We start from the raw sequence: 16,157 nt of genomic DNA, 5'->3' as shown, positions 1-16,157 counted from the left end.
CAAGGCGTGCGCAACGGCGCCAAGACGTCGAGGGCGATTTTTTTGATTCGTTAGATCAAATGATTGATCGGACATTCGCACCCCCTCCCGCCCCACCCCTCCTTGCAAAGCCTGCGCCTCCACCCCACATCTCGCGCCGCATGATCCGCGGCTGCGCCGAAGGCGCGGCGCCGCATGCTCCCGGCGGAATGCGCCTGGGAAAAAGGTTTCGAACCGCGCATTCCGCTCAACCAAGAGCAAATGAGATGTTTCCCCTCGAATATTCTCTGACGCCGTTCTGGCACACGAGCCTTCTCGTCGCCGGAGCGGTCGCTTTGCTGCTGCTTCTCGCGCTCATCGGCGGCGCTGTCCGCTACATTCCCAATGATCGCCTCGGCGTGCTCGAAAAGCTCTGGAGCTTTCGCGGCTCGATCAGCGATGGCTTCATCGCGCTGAAGGGCGAGGCCGGTTTCCAGCCGGAGGCGCTGCGCGGCGGCTTTCATTTCTTCGTGCCCTTCCAATATCGCGTGCATCGCGTGCCGCTGGTCTCCATTCCGCAGGGACAGATCGGCTATGTCTACGCCCGCGACGGCTTCGCGCTCGCGCCGGAGCAGACGCTCGCCTCCAATGAGACGGCCTCCGATTTCGAGGATCTGCGCGGCTTTTTGCAGAAGGGCGGGCAGAAGGGCCCGCAGCGCAAAGTGCTGCGCGAGGGCGTCTACGCCATCAATCTCGCGCAATTCGTCGTGCTGACGGCGGCGCGCAATTACGCCGTGGCGCTGTCGCCCAACGACAATGAGCTGTTCACGCGCACGGCGGCGATCATCGGCGCGCGTCATGGCTTCGAGCCCATTGTCATCAAGGACGAGCAGGATGTGATCGGCGTCGTCACCGTGCATGACGGGCCGGCGCTGCGCGAGGGCGAGATCATCGCGCCCTCCGTCGGCGGCGAGACCGCCGATCCGAACTTCCACAATAATTTCCAGAATCCGGAGGCGTTCTTGCGCGCCGGCGGCTATCGCGGGCGGCAGCATCAGGTGCTCGTCGACGGCAGCTATTACATCAATCGCCTGTTCGCGACGGTGGAGCTCGTTCAAAAGACCATCATCGATGTCGGCACGGTGGGCGTCGTCGTGTCCTATACGGGCGCGAGCGGCGTCGATGTCTCTGGCGTCGATTATCGTCATGGCGAATTGGTCGCGCCCGGCTGCCGCGGCGTGTGGAGCAAGCCGCTGCTGCCCGGCAAATATGCGTTCAACACCTATGCCGGCAAGATCATCACCGTGCCGACGACGAATTTCGTCTTGAAATGGACGGCCGATTCCACCGGCCCGCATCGGCTCGACGAAAATCTCTCGGAGATCGGCCTCATCACCAAGGACGCGTTCGAGCCCTTGATGCCGCTCTCCGTCGTCGTCCACATCGACTATATGAAGGCGCCGCTGGTCGTGCAGCGCTTCGGCGATGTGAAGCGGCTGGTCGAGCAGACGCTCGATCCGATGGTCTCGGCCTATTTCAAGAATATCGGCCAGACCAAGACGCTCATCCAGCTATTGCAGGAGCGCGCCGACATACAGAGCCGCTCCAGCGAGGAGATGCGCGCCAAATTCGCCGCCTATAGTCTCGATCTGCAAGAGGTGCTGATCGGCACGCCGCGCGCCGACAAGGAGCGCGGCGCTTCCGCCATAGAGCTGATATTGACGCAGCTGCGCGAGCGGCAGATCGCCGTCGAGAAGGTCGAGACCTATCGGCTGCAGGAGGCTGCCGCGGCGCAGGAGCGCAGCCTGCGCGAGAAGCAGGCGATCGCCGAGCAGCAGGCCAGCATCACGGCCTCCTCGCTCGCCATTCAGCTGCGCGAGAACGAGGGCAAGGCGCGGCTCGCGCAGACGCGACAGGAGGCCGAGACGATCCAGGTGACCGCCAAGGCCAATGCCGAGCGCGCCCGCCTCGAGGGACTGGGCGAGGCGGATCGCATCCGCGCCATCGGCTTCGCCGACGCCGAGAAGATCAAGGCCATCGGCCTCGCCCAGGCGGAGGCGACGGAAAAGCAGGTGGAGGCCTATGGCGGGCCGCAATATCAGCTCAATTCGACGGTGCTGCTGCGCTTCGCCGAGGCGATCGAGAATGGCAAGCTGCCGCTGGTGCCCGGCATTGTCGTCGGCGGCGGCGACGGCCGCGCCAATGGCGGCGGACTCGTCGAAATGCTGCTCGCCATGCTCGTCTCCGAGAAGGAGCAGGCGCGCAAGGGGCTGCCGCAGCCGTGACGCCGCGATCGATCGCCGGCTGTAACGTCCGGCGATCCGCTCGCGAATAGAGCTGCGACGGCGGGCGATCTCCCATTCGTCCGCCGCCGCCCTTTCCGCGTCCCCCGCGGAGCCGCCCCGAAGAGGATTGCACCCATGTCGATACGCTTCACCGCCGCGCTTTTTTCCGCCGTTCTGCTCGCGACGCCGCTTTTCGCCGCCGAGAAGCGCGCTTTCACGCCGCAGGCTTTCGAGGCCGCGCAGGCGGCCGGTAAGCCGATCCTCGTCGAGATTCACGCGCCCTGGTGCCCCACCTGCAAGGCGCAGCAGCCGATCCTCGAGAAGCTCGGCAAGGACCATAAATTCGACGCGCTGCAGGTGTTCGAGGTCGATTTCGACAGCCAGAAGGACGCGCTGCGCAGCTTCCGCGCGACGACGCAGAGCACGCTGATCGTCTTCAAGGGCAAGAGCGAGACCGGCCGCTCGGTCGGCGACACCGGCGCCGCGTCGATCGCGGCTCTGCTCGACAAGGCGCTGTGATGGGCGTCGATCTCGCCGGGGCGGGGCTCGCCTTTCTGGCCGGGCTGTTCTCCATTCTCTCGCCCTGCGTGCTGCCGCTGCTGCCGATCATCCTCGGCGCCGCGGCGTCCGAGCACAAAATGGGGCCGGCGGCGCTCGCTGTCGGCGTGGCCTCCTCCTTCGTCGCCATCGGCCTGTTTCTGGCGCTGATCGGCTTCGGGGCGGGGATCGACGGCGACGCTCTGCGCTTCGGCGCGGCGCTGCTGATGATCGCGCTCGGCGTGCTGCTGGCGGCGCCGGCGCTGCAAGTGAGGCTCGCCGCCGCCGGCGGTCCCGTTGCCGATTGGATCGAGCGCCGCTTCGCCGGATTCTCGACCCATGGGCTGCGCGGCCAATTGGGGCTCGGCCTGCTGCTCGGCGCGGTGTGGAGCCCCTGCGCCGGCCCGACTCTGGGGGCCGCCTCGCTGCTCGCCGCGCAGGGCCACGATCTCGGCCAGGTCGGCGTGGTGATGGGCGCCTTCGGCCTCGGCGCCGGCCTGCCGCTGGTCGCGCTCGGCGCGGCGTCGCGGAGCCTCTCGACGCGGCTGCGGCATTCGCTGCTGGTCGGCGGCAAATGGGGCAAGGGCGCGCTCGGCGCGGCGCTGGCTTCGGTCGGCCTGCTGATCGCGACCGGGCTCGACAAGCCGCTGGAGGCCGCGCTCGTCGCCGCCTCGCCCGATTGGCTGACGAATGTGACGACGCGCTTTTGACCGAGCGCCGGAGGGACGCTCGCGCGCCGGCCGGCTTCGGGTATAGCATGGGCTCGACAATGTTCGAGCAGCCATAGCCGAGGCCCTTTTGAGTTGGAGCGCGAAAGCCGCCGCCGGCGCGGCCGATCGGGCGAGGGGCGTCATTCGCCCCGCCGTCTCGGCGGCGTCGGCGTCGCTTTCGGCCGCCGCTCGCGCCGCGCTGGAAGAGGAGACCGCGCTGCGGCGGCCGTTTCTGTGGCTGCCGGTGGCGGCGGGCGCCGGCGTCATCCTCTATTTCGGCGCGGATCGCGAGCCGTCCTTGGCTCTCTCGGCGGCGGCCTTCGCGGCTTTTGCGGCGCTCGCCTTCGTCTTTCGCGCGCATCGCGCCGGCGCGTTTTTTCTCGTTCTCGCCTGCCTCGGCGGCGGCTTCTTCGCCGCCGTCTGGCGCGCCGCGCGCGTCGACGCTCCCATTGTTCCGCGCGCCGGCGTGGGCTTTCTGACCGGCTTCGTCGAGGAGCTCGATTTGCGCCCCAATGGCGCGCGCTTCATCGTGCGCCTCGCCAGCGCCGAAGGATTGCCCAATGACGTCGCGCCGTTTCGCGTGCGGCTGACGACGCGGGGCGAGGCGAAATTCGCCGCCGGCGATTTCATCGGCCTCAAGGCGCGCGTGCTGCCGCCGGCCCATGCCGCTCTGCCGGGCGGCTATGATTTCTCGCGCGACGCCTATTTCGCCTCGCTCGGCGGCGTCGGCAATGCGCTCGGCCGCATCGACATCCTGCCGCCGCCCGATCCCGCGCCCTGGTCGCTGCGTTTCTTCGCCGCCATCGATCGGCTGCGCAACGCTCTCGCGACGCGGGTCGCGCGCGCGCTCGGCGGCGACACCGGCGCGATCGCCGCCGCAATGGTGACGGGCAAGCGCGATTTTCTGAGCGAGGAGGCGAAGGAGCTGATCCGCCGCGCCGGCATTTTCCACATCATCACCATCTCCGGCGTGCAGATGACCCTGGTCGCCGGCATTTTCTTCGTGGGATTGCGGCGGCTGCTGGCGCTGTCGCGGACGCTGGCGCTGAATTACCCCATCAAGAAATGGGCGGCCGGCCTCGCGATTCTCGGGGCGGTCCTCTACGACATCGGCACGGGCTCGCGCGTCGGCACGGAGCGCGCGCTCATCATGACGACGATCATGCTCGTCGCCGTGCTCTTCGACCGCCCGTCGCTGTCGATGCGCAATCTCGCTCTGGCGGTCTTCCTCATCGTCGCCTTCCAGCCGGAGGCGCTGCTCGGAGCGAGCTTTCAGCTCTCCTTCGCCGCTGTGGCGGCGCTGGTCGCGGTCTATGAGGCGGGCGGCGCGCTGATCGACCGCCGGCGCGAGCCGCCGGTCTTCGGCCGGACGCCCTCGCGCTCGGCGCGATGGCGAGAGAGCGCCGGCGAGCTGCTGCTGCGCGGGCCGGCGGCGCCGATCTTCGCGACGCTCTGCGCCACATCGGCGACGGCCTCCTTCATGGCCGACGACTTCCACGAATTGAGTCCCTATGTGCTGATCGGCAATCCGCTGACCCTGGCCATCATCGAATTCTTCGCGGTGCCGGGCGCTCTGCTCGGCGCCTTTCTCTATCCTTTCGGCCTCGACGGCCCGGTGTGGCGCTATCTCGGCTTCGGCATCGATCTGGTGACGGCGATCGCGCGGCTCATCGCCGCCGCGCCGGGCGCGAGCCTGCCGGTCAAGAGCTTCGCGCCTTTCGCGATCCTGTTCCTCTCGCTCGCCGTTCTGTCGCTGGTCCTGTGGCGGACGTGGATATTCCGGGCGATGGCCATTCCCTTCGCGGCGCTCGGTCTTTTCGGCGCGGCGAATGGCGAGGGGTTCGATCTCGCCGTCGCCCCCGGCGGCGACGCCGCGGCGCTGCGGCTGCCGACCGGCGAGCTCGCTCTGCTCGGTCGCGGGAAACTCTCCTTCGTCGGCGAGCAATGGCTGCGCGCCGACGCCGACACGCGCGCGCCGGCCGACGCGCGCGGCGGCGTCTTCTGCGACGATTTCGGCTGCGTGGCGAGAGCGGTCGACGGCCGCTCGGTCGCTCTGGTGACGGATCGCAAGGCGCTGATCGAGGATTGCGCTCGCGCCGCCATCGTCATCGCTCCCTTTTATGCGCCAGCGGGCTGCGGCGCGCCGATTCTCCTCGACCGTCGCAAGCTCGCCGAGACGGGGGCGGTGACATTGCGCTTTACCGGCGAGGCGGCGCAATGGCGCACGGCCCGCGGCCCGGGCGAGGACCGGCCCTGGTCGCGCGCGCCGCGGAGCCGGACGGCGAGCGCTGCGGCGACAGCCGTCGAAATCGCGGCCGAAGACGTAACTTCGCCAAGTGATTAGTGAGTGGACAGCGCTGCGCCGGCGTCGTGAAGCATTCGATCCAGGCTTATCGATCCCGGCGGCAGGTTCGGGGCTCCCTCGCGTTCAACGCGAGCGGGCAATGCAAGGGCGATGCTGGGCCCGATCGCTGCGATGCTTCCATTATTTAGTAGGCGAACGACCCGCTGAGAGTCGCGCGGCTAGCGGCCGCCAGATTGGCTGCGGCGCTCGCCCAGCGGTCGCGCGGCGCGACGCTCGACGGCGCCACGCGCGTGCTTGCTGGCGCGCTCCAGCGCGGCCAGGCGGCGACGGACCGGCTCGTCGAGATCGGGCGATCGGGCGAGGGGACGGAAGTCATTCTTCGAATAGGGATAACGGCTGCCGCCATGGAAGACTTCGACGCCATGCGTGGTCATGACGGCGTCGCCGCGCCGCAGCGTCGGGTCGAGATAGATGGCCTCGATCGAGCTCTCATTGGACTGGCCCGCGTGACAGGAGCATTCGTTGTCCTTGTCTCCCTCGGCTTTGCGCTGGAGAGAGGCCATCAGCCGCGAATAGCTGCCGCCGCCGCGCGCCGCCACCGCATCCTCCATCTTGTCGGAGCCGCCGCGCATGACATAGAGCGTCGTCCGGGCGCCGGGGCAGAGGCGTCCACAGGCGCGCTGATGGCTCGCCGTGTCGCTCGTGCTCGAATAGAGGCCGACGGGGAAGAAATAGCCGTCGCACTCGCGCACGCAATAGGAGCGTCCGCCGCTCGCCGTCTCGGTATAGACCGAGCGCTCCGGCTCGCCGCGGCCGCGGGCGGCGGCTCGCGGATGCGAGCGCGGCTGCGGCTCGGCTCGTGGCGCCTGATGGGCGTTGGCGTGGCGCCGAGAACCGGCGTGGCGGCGATAGCTCGGATAGCCGCCGCCATAGTCCGAATAGCCGCCGCCTCCGCCGCCGCCGCCGAACAATTGCTGCAAAAAGTCCTGGGCGAATGCGGGAGGTGGCTCGAGCGCCGCGATGAGAAAGGCCAGGATCAGGCCGCCGAGGGCGGCGAGGCGACGATGGGGCGATGTTCCCCGATCGCCGCTTTTACACGATGACATGACGCGGCACCCGTTTTGACGCAACTCCCCCTTAAATGGAGCGTGATCGCGAGAGACAAGCCGCCCGCTGTCTCAAGCGCTTTGCGCGGCGTGGCGCGCAGCTGCGACGAGGGCGGCGATCAGCGCCTCGGTGCGGAACGGCTTTGCGACGATCGGACGCGCGGCATGCGCCGGCGGCAGGGCCGAGCGGCCATAGCCGGTGGCGAAGACGAAAGGGAGCCCCATTGCGGCGAGGCGGTCGGCGACCGGCTCCACGCTCTCGGCCCCGATCGCCAAGTCCAGCAGCGCGACGTCGAATTGCGCGCTGGCGACGTGCCGCAATGCGACGGCGACGGTCTGGGCCGAGGCCACGACATGGAAGCCATGCTCGGCCAGCGTCTCCTCGAGCGCCAGCGCGATCAGCGGCTCGTCCTCGACGACGAGCACGCGGCGACCGAACGCCGCCTCGCCGCGCCATTGTTCCATCGCCCTCATGCAAGCGCCCCCACGCTCGCGATCGTGGGATCGATTCCGGCTCCTGTCCAGAGCGGAATAGTCTCATCTGCCGCCATGGCGGCGCAGCTGCTATCTCGCGCGCAAAGCTATCTCACGCGCTGCGCCGCGAGCGCCCAGATCGCCAGAGCCAGCCAGCTCGCTATGGTCAAGGAGCCGCCGATCGGCGCCGCATAGGGAAACAGCCGGTCGCCGGCGAAGGTGCGGGCGACGAGGTCGCCGGAAAACAGCGCGACGCCGGCGATGAGGGCGAAGCTCACGCCCGTGAGCCAGCGCGCCAGCGGCGGCTTCGCCGCCAGCAGGGAGCCGAGTCCGAGCGCCACCGCGGCGTGGATCATCAGGAAGCGGCTCGCCGTATCGAGATTGGCGGCGCTCGAAATATGCGCCGCCGCAGCCGAGAGGGCGACGCCGGCCGCGCCCTCGAGGGCGGCGAGAGAGACGATGAGAAGGTTAGAGCGCTGCATCAACTTCTCTGCATAAGGCAAAGCAGAATAAGGAAAATTCTGCTCATGTTAATGGTCAGGATGAGGTCGTGCGCCGCGGGCGTTCGCGCGCCGCGGCGAAGGTCAGGATAGGCTCTGGCGAGGCGTCGAGCAATGATCCCGAGACGAAGCGAGCCTGAAGCCTCGCGGTCCAGGGAGGGCTTTGGACCGCGAGGCTTCAGGCTCGCATCTCGTCGCGGCGCGGCGAGGCTTCAGGCTCAATAGGCGTTCTCGGTCTTCAGCAGGGCGATCGGCGTCAGCGCGAGAATGTAGATATCCAGCGGGATCGACCAATTCTCTATGTAGTAGAGGTCGCATTCGACGCGCTTCTGGATCTTTTCCGGCGTGTCGGTCTCGCCGCGCCAGCCATTGATCTGGGCCCAGCCGGTGAGGCCCGGCTTCACGCGGTGGCGGGCGAAATAGCCGTCGACGACCTCGTCATAGAGATGCTCGGCGGCCATGGCGTGCATGGCGTGCGGGCGCGGGCCGACCAGCGACAGATCGCCCTTGAACACGACGTTGAAGAGCTGCGGCAGCTCGTCGAGCGAGGTCTTGCGGATGAAGCGGCCGACGCGGGTCACGCGCGGGTCGCCCTTGGTGACGAGCCGGGACGCGGCCGGGTCGAGCTTGTCCGCATACATGGAGCGGAATTTATAGACCTCGATCCGCTCATTGTTGAAGCCGTAGCGGGTCTGGCGGAACAGCACCGGACCGCGCGAGTCGAGCTTGACCGCCAGCGCTGTCGCCGCCATCAGCGGCGCGAAGAGGATGAGGCAGATCGCGCCGACGATCTTGTCGAAGGCGGATTTGGCCAGCACGTCCCAATCGGCGATCGGCTTGTCGAAGACGTCCAGCACCGGGACATTGCCGATGTAGGAGTAGGAGCGGGGGCGAAAGCGCAGCTTATTGGTGTGGGCGGCGAGACGAATGTCGATCGGCAGCACCCAGAGCTTGCGCAGCATCTGCAGGAGCCGCGCCTCGGCGGAGATCGGCAGGGTGAAGATGACGAGATCGAGCCGCGTGTGCCGCGCGAATTCGACGAGATCGTCGATCGTGCCGAGCTTGGGATAGCCGGCGACGACATCGGGCGAGCGATCGTCGCGGCGGTCGTCGAAAATGCCGAGAATGCGCAGATCGCTGTCCTGCTGCGCGGCGGCGAGATCGCGCAGCACGGGCTCGGCCGCGGGGCCGCCGCCGACGACGACAGTGCGACGATCGAGCTTGCCCTGCTGCGTCAGCGAGCGCACCACCGCGGCGACCGCGAAGCGCTCCGCCGCCAGCACGCCGAGCCCGCCCGCATACCAGCCGAGCAGCCAGACGCGCGACAGAGCATTGTCGAGCTTCAAGAAGAAGATCGCCGCGAGGGCGGCGAGAAAGACCAAAGTCCAGCCGCCGGCGAGCTTCAGCCCATGGCCGATCGGCGAGCGAAACGCCGCGGGCGTGTAGAGATCGAGCGCCTGCCAGACGATGACGGCGACCAGCGCCATCCCCGGAATGACGATGAAATATTCGACCCCATAGCCGTAGGCGGGCGCGACATGCAGCCGATGCACGGCGAAGCCGCCGGCCGCGATCAGCAGAAATTCGAGAATGCGGACGAGGCCGGCGAGGACGATCGGCGAATAAGCGCGCGTCGGCCGCGCATCGGCCGAGATCTCCGCGAGCTTCGAGGCGGCGCGGCCGTCATCATTGGCGGGCGCGGCCGCTTTGATGTCGCGTAGGGCGAATGCACACATGACGTCACTCCACTCATCAGGCTCTCTGCGGCAGGACGGCCTCCGCGGCGCGGCGACATCCGGCGGCTTCCAGCGCGTCGCGATAGCCGCGCAGGACTGCCTCCTCCATCGCAGTCAAACTGAAATTTTCTGCTACTCTCTCAGCCAGTTGGTCGCTGGCGCGGCGTCGCGTCGCCGCATCCATGCCGCCGGCGGCGATCATCGCGCGGGCGAGCGCCGAGGGATCGTCGCTCTCGACGAGCCGGTCCGCATAGTCGCCGAAGATCTCGGGGATGCCGCCGACATTGGTGGCGATGAGCGGCGTGCGCGCGGCGATCGCCTCGAGCACGATGTAAGGCAGCGACTCGGCGCGGCTCGGCACGACCAATATGCGCCCCGATCGCAGCGCCTCGCGCGCCGGCATGGGCGGCGCGAAGGACAGTCGATCGTCGACGCCGCGCCGTTCGGCGAGCGCGCGCAACGCCGCTTCGTCCGGCCCGGAGCCGACCAGAGCGAGTCGCGGCGCGGCGCCGGTCTCATCGCGGATGAGCGCCAGCGCCTCGATCAGCGTGTCGACGCCTTTGAATTGGCGCCACTCGCCGACATAGAGAAAATCGGCGGCGTCGGCGATCGGCGTGACGGGCGCAAACTCTTCGGGACGCAGCCCATTGGGCACGACGCGCGCAACGGCGTGGGAAAAGCCGATCGCTCTGGCGAAACGCTTTTGCGCATAGGCGCTCTCGAAAGGGATGAAGTCGGTCACCCGCTCGAGCGCGCGCTCGACGGAGAGATAGAGACGATTGACGAGCGCGTCCGGGTCGAAATGCAGGCTGCCGCCGTGCGGCGTGTAGACGCGAATATGCGGATGCGGCAGCGTCGGAAAAAACGGCAGCAGCGCCGGCAGGCGCGCATAGAGGCCGCCCTTCGCGCCATGGCCGTGGACGACGTCGGGCGCGAGGCGCTTCAACGCCGAGGCGATGCGAAAGGCGACGATCGGGTCGCTCCAGCTCGGCAGGCGGCGTATGCACAGGCGCGTGACGCCGAGCTCCAGCGAAGGCTCCAGCATTCGCAGAATCGCCTCGGCGCGCTCGCCGCCGGTCGAGGAATCGGCGATCAGGCCGACCGCATGGCCGCGTGCGGCCTGCTCGCCGGCGAGATCGACGACATGGCGAAACAGGCCGCCGATCGGCGCGCGCATGACATGCACGATGCGCAGCCGTCCGGGGGCCGTGTCGTCCTTCGCTCTGCTCTGCGGCTCCGCTCGCATCTGTCTTCAGAAAATCCGTTCGCGTACCGTGATCGTGTCTCCCGGCCTGACCGCTTGCAGCAGAGGCACCCGGCCAGTGACCGAGGCGCCGCCGTAGTCGCGTGTCAGATCGACTTCTCCTTGATAGCCGCGCGGGCTGAATCCGCCGGCTATGGCGATCGCCTTCTGCACGGTGAGTCCCTCGACGAACGGATATTGTCCGGCGCTGAGCACCTCGCCGAGCACGAAGAACGGCCGATACGCCTCGACTTCCACCGAGACGCGCGGGTCGCGGATGAATCCGTTGCGCAAACGTGCGGCGATTTCATGTTGCAGCGCCTGGGTCGTGAGGCCGGCCGCCGGAACGATGCCGATGAGCGGCATCGCTATATGGCCGGAGCCGTCGACCGTGTAGCTGTTGGAAATCGCGTCCTGGCCGAACACGATGACGCGCAGACGATCGCCGGCCGCGAGCGTGTAGGGCTCCTCGGTGGAGGTCGCCAGCAGCTCGGGAATATAGGCGCCCGGTAGGGCGCAACCCGACAATGTCGCGCACATCATCAGCCAGAAAAGGAGAAAGCCATATCTCGGCATTTAGAATCTCGGGCTCGAGGAACAGCTTAAGAACGGGGTTCCGGAGGAATTTTTTAAGAGCTTATGGTTAACAAAGCCTGATCGCCCGATCATCGAAGCGTGATCGCCTCGTCGGTGGCGCCAGATCGCCGCGGTTAACCCTGCGGAAACCATAATCTCGGTACATGGTCTGCGCGCTACATGGAGTTCGCAGATGAGTTTCGGCCACGCTCACGATGCTGCGGAGAGCCCGCAGGGGGACATCGATCTGGGGCAGATCGCCGGCGCGCTGTCGCGTCGCCGCCGGATTGTGATCGGCGTGACGCTCGCCGCCTTTCTCGGCGCTCTGGTCTTCGTCAATGTCGTCAAGCCGCGCTACACCGCCGAGGCGCGCGTCCTGCTCGAGAATCAGGAGAGCTATCTGACGCGCGCCGACAAGGAGCGCGCCGATCCCGCCGCCGCGCCGGACGCCGAGGCGGTGCAGAGCCAGATTCAAATGCTCACCTCGCGCGATCTCGCACGGCGCGTGCTGAAATCGCTCGATCTCCAGGGCAATTCGGAATTCGATCCGCTCGCGGGCGGCCTCGGGCTCGGCACGAAGATCGGCGTGATGCTCGGAATTACGCGCGATCCGTCCAAGCTCGCGCCGGAAGAGCGGATGCTGGACGCGTATTTCGACAAGCTTCTGGTGCTCTCGCCGACGAAGACGCGCGTGCTGCAGATCGAATTTTCCGCCCGCGATCCCGATCTCGCGGCGCGGGCGGCCAATGCGATCGCCGCCTTTTATATCGACATACAGCGCGAGGCGAAGCGCGAGAATGCGCGCGACGCCGCCCAGTCGCTGAGTCCGCTGGTCACCGATCTGCGCGAGCGCCTCGCCAGGGCCGAGGCCAAGGTGGAGGCGTTCCGCTCGCGCTCGGGCCTTTTCGTCGGCACGAATAATATGACGATCGCCACGCAGCAGCTCGGCGATCTCACCAATCAGCTGTCCATTTCGCGCACCGCCCAGGCGGACACCGAGGCGAAGGCGAAGCTGGTGCGCGAGATGTTGCGGCAAAATCGCGTCGGCGAGATTCCGGATGTCGCCAATAATGAGATGATCCGCCGCATCGGCGAGCAGCGCGTGTCGCTGCGCGCCCAGCTCGCGCTCGAATCGCGCACGCTGCTGCCCGGCCATCCGCGCATAAAGGAGCTGCAGGCGCAGCTCTCCGATCTCGAAGCCGATTGGCGCCGCGCGGCCGAGCGCACCGCGCGCACGCTCGAGAACGAGGCCCATATCGCATTTTCTCGCGTCGAGAATCTGTCGCGGGCGATGGATGAGCAAAAGCGCGTCGCCGGGGCGGCTGGCGCCGATGAGGTGCAGCTGCGCGAGCTCGAGCGCGCCGCTCGCGTGCTGAAGGACCAGCTCGAGGCGGATTCGGCCAAATATCAGGAGGCGCTGGCGCGCGATGGACTGAAGGCGTCGCCCGCCGACGCGCGCGTTATCCAGCGCGCCGTCGCGCCGCCCATTCCCTCCTTCCCCAAAAAGCTGCCGATCACCACTTTCGCGACCATTGCCGCTTTCATCCTCACCGCCGGCTCCATCATCGCGATCGAGCTGCTCGGCGGCCGCGCGCGAATAGCCGGTCCGACGCCGCTGCCGGCGCCGGCGCCCGAGGAGGCGTTGGAAGCGCCGCCGAAGGTCCGCATCGCGGCCGAGCGGCGCGAGCCCGCCTTCGCCGAGCCGGAGGAGACGCCGCAGACGGCGCGCTTTTCTCCGCCGCCCGATGAACGCACGCCCAAGCTCGAGGACCAAACCATGCGCGCGCATCGGTCGAGCGTCGTCGGCCGGATCGACGCCGCCCGCATGGCGACGCTCTCGGTCAAGGTTCTGATGGTCGGCTGCGCCGACGCCGAGCACAGCTTCGACAGCGCCGTGACCTTGTCGCGCTCCTTGGCGCGGCGCGGCCTCGCGATAATCGTGGCCGCCGACGCCGAGTCCGAAGGCGAGCTCTATGATCGGCTCGTGCCCGACGTCGATCGCGCCCGGCCGCTCGGCCTGGCCGATCTCGCCAGCGGCGGCGCGACCTTCGGCGAGGCCATTCACCGCGATCTCGATTCGCGTCTGCATGTGATGCCGGGCGGCCGCGCCGCGGCGGACTATGATCAGGACGCCGAATCCGTGCTCGAGGCGCTGGCGCAGACCTATGATTTCATCGTCTTCGCCACGCGCGACTATGACCGCACGATGTTCCTCGCGCCGTCCTTCGATATCGTGCTGGTGAGCGGCTCCGAGCGCGCCGCCGAGGCGGTGATCGACGAGCTGGCGCAGGCCGGCGTCAGCGACGCCTTCCTGCTCGAGGAGGAGAGCCCCGCCGACGCCTCCGCCGGACTTACCGCACGCGACGGCGCAGCCGCGTGAGCGACGCGAAGAGACGCGGATTCTGCTTCAAGGCGCGCTTTGCGCGCGTGAGAGCGGCGATGATGGGCGTGGCCAGCGCGCCGAGCGGCGTCGCCGGAATGACGCTGTCGACGAGCGCGATCGTCTCGTCGCAGACGGCGTTCTTATAGCGCGCCTCGCCGACGCCGAGATCGAAACGCCCGACGCCGCGCGCGACGAGATCGCGCAGCAGCGAATGCAGCAAGAGATCGCCCGGCGAAGAGCGCGCGATCTCGTCGTCCGTCGCGAAGGAGTTGAGCATTGCGGAAAAGCGTCCGCGATGGGTGAAGCCGGCATAGGTCGCGATGATGCGCCCGTCGAGCGTCAGCGCATGAGTCTCCAATGCGCCGCCGCAGAGGCCGAGAACGAAATCGCGCATCGCGCCATTGTCGAAAGACGCGTCCTGCAGCCGCGTGGCCTTTTGCGCGAGGAGAACCTCGAGGATCTCGCGTCCGCGCGCGCCCTCCGCGCGATGCTCGAAAACGAGCGCACCCATTTTTTCCAATCGCGCCTGCTTCTTGCGCAGCTTTTTCCGCGCATCGCTGGAAAAGCGCGCGTCGAGCGCGCTCAAAGTCGCCGGCACTGTCGTCCCATAGGCGAAGCTGGGGCTCGGCGCCGCGCCGGGGAGGGCGAGCGGATTGCCGACGCCATCGAAAGCCTGCGGCTGATTGCCGAGCCGATAGAGATCGACGCCCGCCGCGCGGGCGGCGCGGCGCAGCAGCGCGCGAATGGCGGCGGCGTCGAGACGCGCGTCCGTGGCGAAGAGGCCGAGGTTGAAGTTGCTCTCCTTCCCGCCGAGAAATTGCGCGATCCGCAGCGGCCCGAGCCGCGACACGCCGAGCCCGAGCAGAGCGAGCGGGCGCGCGCCCGCGGCATGGCGGGCGACGACGATCATCGGCTCGAGGCGCCGGGCGCGGCCGAATGTCTCGAACCAATCGCGCGCGAAGCCGAAAGATTGATAGGCGCTCGCCGGAGCATCGGCGAACAGAGCCTCCCAATCGTCGCGCGCCCCCTCGAAAGTGGAGAAGACATCGAGCGCGATTTCGTCGATCGTCGTTTCGAACCGCGAAAGCTCCATGATGTTTTCTGCTCTGAGATTTTCTGCTCTTGCGTTAACCATATCGCCGCCGCATTGCTGATGTTTGCGCTTCTTCACGACACTAGCAAGGAAAGGTCAACGAGACCTCGAGATGGTGGCGCGAGAAAAGCAATGGCGCGGGAGGCGCGGCTGTGACGAAATGGCGTCGAATGGCGATCGAAGCGGGGATGGAGTTCTTCCGCGCGAGCGGCGCCCACCATCTGGCCGAGCCTTTTACACGCGGGCTCGGCGCGATATTGATGTTTCATCGCGTGCGGCCGCGGCTCGAGCAGGCTTTCGAGCCCAATCAGCCGCTGGAGATCACGCCGGAGTTCTTGAATGCGCTGATCGTATGGCTGCGTCAGCGCGGCGTCGAGATCGTCTCGCTCGAGACCGCGCTCATGCGGCTGCGCGACGGCGTGTCGGGAGCGCCTTTCGCCGTGCTCTCCTTCGATGACGGCTATCGCGATTTCGTCGAGCATGCGCTGCCCGTGCTGGAGCGCCACGGCGCGCCTTTCACGCTCTATCTGACCTCCGGATACGCCGATGCTTCGGCGCGGCTGTGGTGGGTCGAGCTCGAGGAGGCGATCCGACGTCTCGATCATGTCGACGTCATCGCCGGCGGCAGGCGCGTGCGCTGCGATACCGCGACGGCGACCGAGAAGCGCCGCGCCTTTGCCGAAATCTATGCGCAATTGCGCGCGGACGACGAGGAGGAGCTGCTGCGCGTCGTCACCGCTCTGTCGGCCGAAGCGCGGCTCGAGCCGCATGCGCTGACGCGGCGGCTCTGTCTGGGATGGAGCGAGCTGCGCGTGCTGGCGCGGCATTCGCTCGCGACGATCGGCGCGCATTCCGTGACCCATGCGCGACTGGCCAAGGTCGATTGCGCGACGGCGATTTTCGAGATGGCCGAGAGCCGGCTGCGCATAGAAGCCGAGCTCGAGCGGCCGGTCCCGCATTTCTGCTATCCGGTCGGCGATCCGACATCGGCGGGACGAAGAGAGTTCGAGCTCGCCGCGCGGCTCGGCTTCGCCAGCGCGGTGACGACGCGTCCCGGCATGATTTTTCCCGAGCACCGCGATCATCTCTCGGCGCTCCCGCGGCTCTCGGTGAACGGGCGGCATCAATCGCTCGCGGCGTTGGATATTCTTTTGTCCGGCGCGCCTTTCGCATTGATGAACGCAGGGCGCCGCGTGACCGCGGCCTGAGCTGTCTCCCTGCGCGGCGCGGCGCCGAGGCGCCGCGCTCGAT

At 67.7% G+C, this 16,157-nt stretch carries 13 protein-coding genes; 6 read left to right on the top strand and 7 right to left on the bottom strand.

Annotation, left to right across the window (positions count from 1 at the left end; all coding sequences use genetic code 11):
• Positions 1-245: 245 nt before the first annotated feature.
• The 4 genes from VIF40_RS20700 (at position 246) to VIF40_RS20685 (ending at position 5,834) form a co-directional block, all read left to right on the top strand.
• Positions 246-2,243 carry an SPFH domain-containing protein gene (locus VIF40_RS20700; RefSeq protein ID WP_331939412.1) on the top strand — a complete coding sequence of 666 codons (1,998 nt, stop codon included), beginning with the start codon at positions 246-248 and terminating at the stop codon, positions 2,241-2,243.
• A 135-nt stretch (positions 2,244-2,378) separates the two neighbouring features.
• On the top strand, positions 2,379-2,762 hold the full coding sequence (locus tag VIF40_RS20695) for a thioredoxin family protein (protein WP_331939411.1): 384 nt from the start codon (positions 2,379-2,381) through the stop codon (positions 2,760-2,762).
• Positions 2,762-3,490 carry a cytochrome c biogenesis CcdA family protein gene (locus VIF40_RS20690; protein WP_331939410.1) on the top strand — a complete coding sequence of 243 codons (729 nt, stop codon included), beginning with the start codon at positions 2,762-2,764 and terminating at the stop codon, positions 3,488-3,490. Before VIF40_RS20695 ends, VIF40_RS20690 begins: the two co-directional genes overlap by 1 nt.
• Before the next feature lie 88 nt (positions 3,491-3,578).
• Positions 3,579-5,834 (top strand): ComEC/Rec2 family competence protein, encoded by a 2,256-nt coding sequence (locus VIF40_RS20685; protein ID WP_331939409.1) that lies wholly within the window; start codon positions 3,579-3,581, stop codon positions 5,832-5,834.
• 179 nt (positions 5,835-6,013) lie between these two features.
• On the opposite strand, the gene VIF40_RS20680 is transcribed toward VIF40_RS20685, so the two are convergent.
• The 6 genes from VIF40_RS20680 to VIF40_RS20655 all read right to left on the bottom strand — a co-directional run bounded on the left by VIF40_RS20680 (position 6,014) and on the right by VIF40_RS20655 (position 11,430).
• Entirely contained in the window at positions 6,014-6,901 is an 888-nt protein-coding gene (locus VIF40_RS20680; protein ID WP_331939408.1) for a DUF2865 domain-containing protein, read from the bottom strand.
• Positions 6,902-6,973: 72 nt separating this feature from the next.
• A complete protein-coding gene (locus tag VIF40_RS20675; RefSeq protein WP_331939407.1) occupies positions 6,974-7,375 on the bottom strand; it encodes a response regulator in 402 nt (133 codons plus the stop codon).
• 107 nt (positions 7,376-7,482) lie between these two features.
• Positions 7,483-7,857: a DUF423 domain-containing protein gene (locus VIF40_RS20670; protein ID WP_331939406.1), complete on the bottom strand. Its 375-nt coding sequence runs from the start codon at positions 7,855-7,857 to the stop codon at positions 7,483-7,485.
• A gap of 236 nt (positions 7,858-8,093) precedes the next feature.
• Complete coding sequence (locus tag VIF40_RS20665; protein WP_331939405.1) at positions 8,094-9,611, bottom strand: undecaprenyl-phosphate glucose phosphotransferase; 1,518 nt, start codon at positions 9,609-9,611, stop codon at positions 8,094-8,096.
• 16 nt (positions 9,612-9,627) lie between these two features.
• Positions 9,628-10,857 (bottom strand): glycosyltransferase family 4 protein, encoded by a 1,230-nt coding sequence (locus tag VIF40_RS20660; RefSeq protein WP_331939404.1) that lies wholly within the window; start codon positions 10,855-10,857, stop codon positions 9,628-9,630.
• A gap of 6 nt (positions 10,858-10,863) precedes the next feature.
• A complete protein-coding gene (locus tag VIF40_RS20655; RefSeq protein WP_331939403.1) occupies positions 10,864-11,430 on the bottom strand; it encodes a polysaccharide biosynthesis/export family protein in 567 nt (188 codons plus the stop codon).
• Between the two features lie 193 nt (positions 11,431-11,623).
• On the opposite strand from VIF40_RS20655, the gene VIF40_RS20650 reads away from it, so the two are divergent.
• On the top strand, positions 11,624-13,810 hold the full coding sequence (locus tag VIF40_RS20650) for an exopolysaccharide transport family protein (protein WP_331939402.1): 2,187 nt from the start codon (positions 11,624-11,626) through the stop codon (positions 13,808-13,810).
• On the opposite strand, the gene VIF40_RS20645 is transcribed toward VIF40_RS20650, so the two are convergent.
• Positions 13,782-14,906 carry a GNAT family N-acetyltransferase gene (locus tag VIF40_RS20645; RefSeq protein ID WP_331939401.1) on the bottom strand — a complete coding sequence of 375 codons (1,125 nt, stop codon included), beginning with the start codon at positions 14,904-14,906 and terminating at the stop codon, positions 13,782-13,784. The genes VIF40_RS20650 and VIF40_RS20645 overlap by 29 nt on opposite strands.
• A 170-nt stretch (positions 14,907-15,076) precedes the next feature.
• On the opposite strand from VIF40_RS20645, the gene VIF40_RS20640 reads away from it, so the two are divergent.
• Positions 15,077-16,114: a polysaccharide deacetylase family protein gene (locus tag VIF40_RS20640; RefSeq protein WP_331939400.1), complete on the top strand. Its 1,038-nt coding sequence runs from the start codon at positions 15,077-15,079 to the stop codon at positions 16,112-16,114.
• The last annotated feature ends 43 nt before the right edge of the window (positions 16,115-16,157 follow it).

This window comes from Methylosinus sp. (assembly GCF_036560965.1).
GTDB lineage: Bacteria > Pseudomonadota > Alphaproteobacteria > Rhizobiales > Beijerinckiaceae > Methylosinus.
Note: the sequence above shows the minus strand (reverse complement) of the source record. Positions and strands in the feature narration are given on the sequence as shown.

What these genes read in the sequence shown, in the direction of transcription:
- VIF40_RS20700 (WP_331939412.1), top strand. Translation starts at nt 246, where the DNA reads ATGTTTCCCCTCGAATATTCTCTGACGCCGTTCTGGCACACGAGCCTT.
- VIF40_RS20695 (WP_331939411.1), top strand. Translation starts at nt 2,379, where the DNA reads ATGTCGATACGCTTCACCGCCGCGCTTTTTTCCGCCGTTCTGCTCGCG.
- VIF40_RS20690 (WP_331939410.1), top strand. Translation starts at nt 2,762, where the DNA reads ATGGGCGTCGATCTCGCCGGGGCGGGGCTCGCCTTTCTGGCCGGGCTG.
- VIF40_RS20680 (WP_331939408.1), bottom strand. Translation starts at nt 6,901, where the DNA reads ATGTCATCGTGTAAAAGCGGCGATCGGGGAACATCGCCCCATCGTCGC.
- VIF40_RS20675 (WP_331939407.1), bottom strand. Translation starts at nt 7,375, where the DNA reads ATGAGGGCGATGGAACAATGGCGCGGCGAGGCGGCGTTCGGTCGCCGC.
- VIF40_RS20670 (WP_331939406.1), bottom strand. Translation starts at nt 7,857, where the DNA reads ATGCAGCGCTCTAACCTTCTCATCGTCTCTCTCGCCGCCCTCGAGGGC.
- VIF40_RS20665 (WP_331939405.1), bottom strand. Translation starts at nt 9,611, where the DNA reads ATGTGTGCATTCGCCCTACGCGACATCAAAGCGGCCGCGCCCGCCAAT.
- VIF40_RS20660 (WP_331939404.1), bottom strand. Translation starts at nt 10,857, where the DNA reads ATGCGAGCGGAGCCGCAGAGCAGAGCGAAGGACGACACGGCCCCCGGA.
- VIF40_RS20655 (WP_331939403.1), bottom strand. Translation starts at nt 11,430, where the DNA reads ATGCCGAGATATGGCTTTCTCCTTTTCTGGCTGATGATGTGCGCGACA.
- VIF40_RS20650 (WP_331939402.1), top strand. Translation starts at nt 11,624, where the DNA reads ATGAGTTTCGGCCACGCTCACGATGCTGCGGAGAGCCCGCAGGGGGAC.
- VIF40_RS20645 (WP_331939401.1), bottom strand. Translation starts at nt 14,906, where the DNA reads ATGGAGCTTTCGCGGTTCGAAACGACGATCGACGAAATCGCGCTCGAT.
- VIF40_RS20640 (WP_331939400.1), top strand. Translation starts at nt 15,077, where the DNA reads ATGGCGATCGAAGCGGGGATGGAGTTCTTCCGCGCGAGCGGCGCCCAC.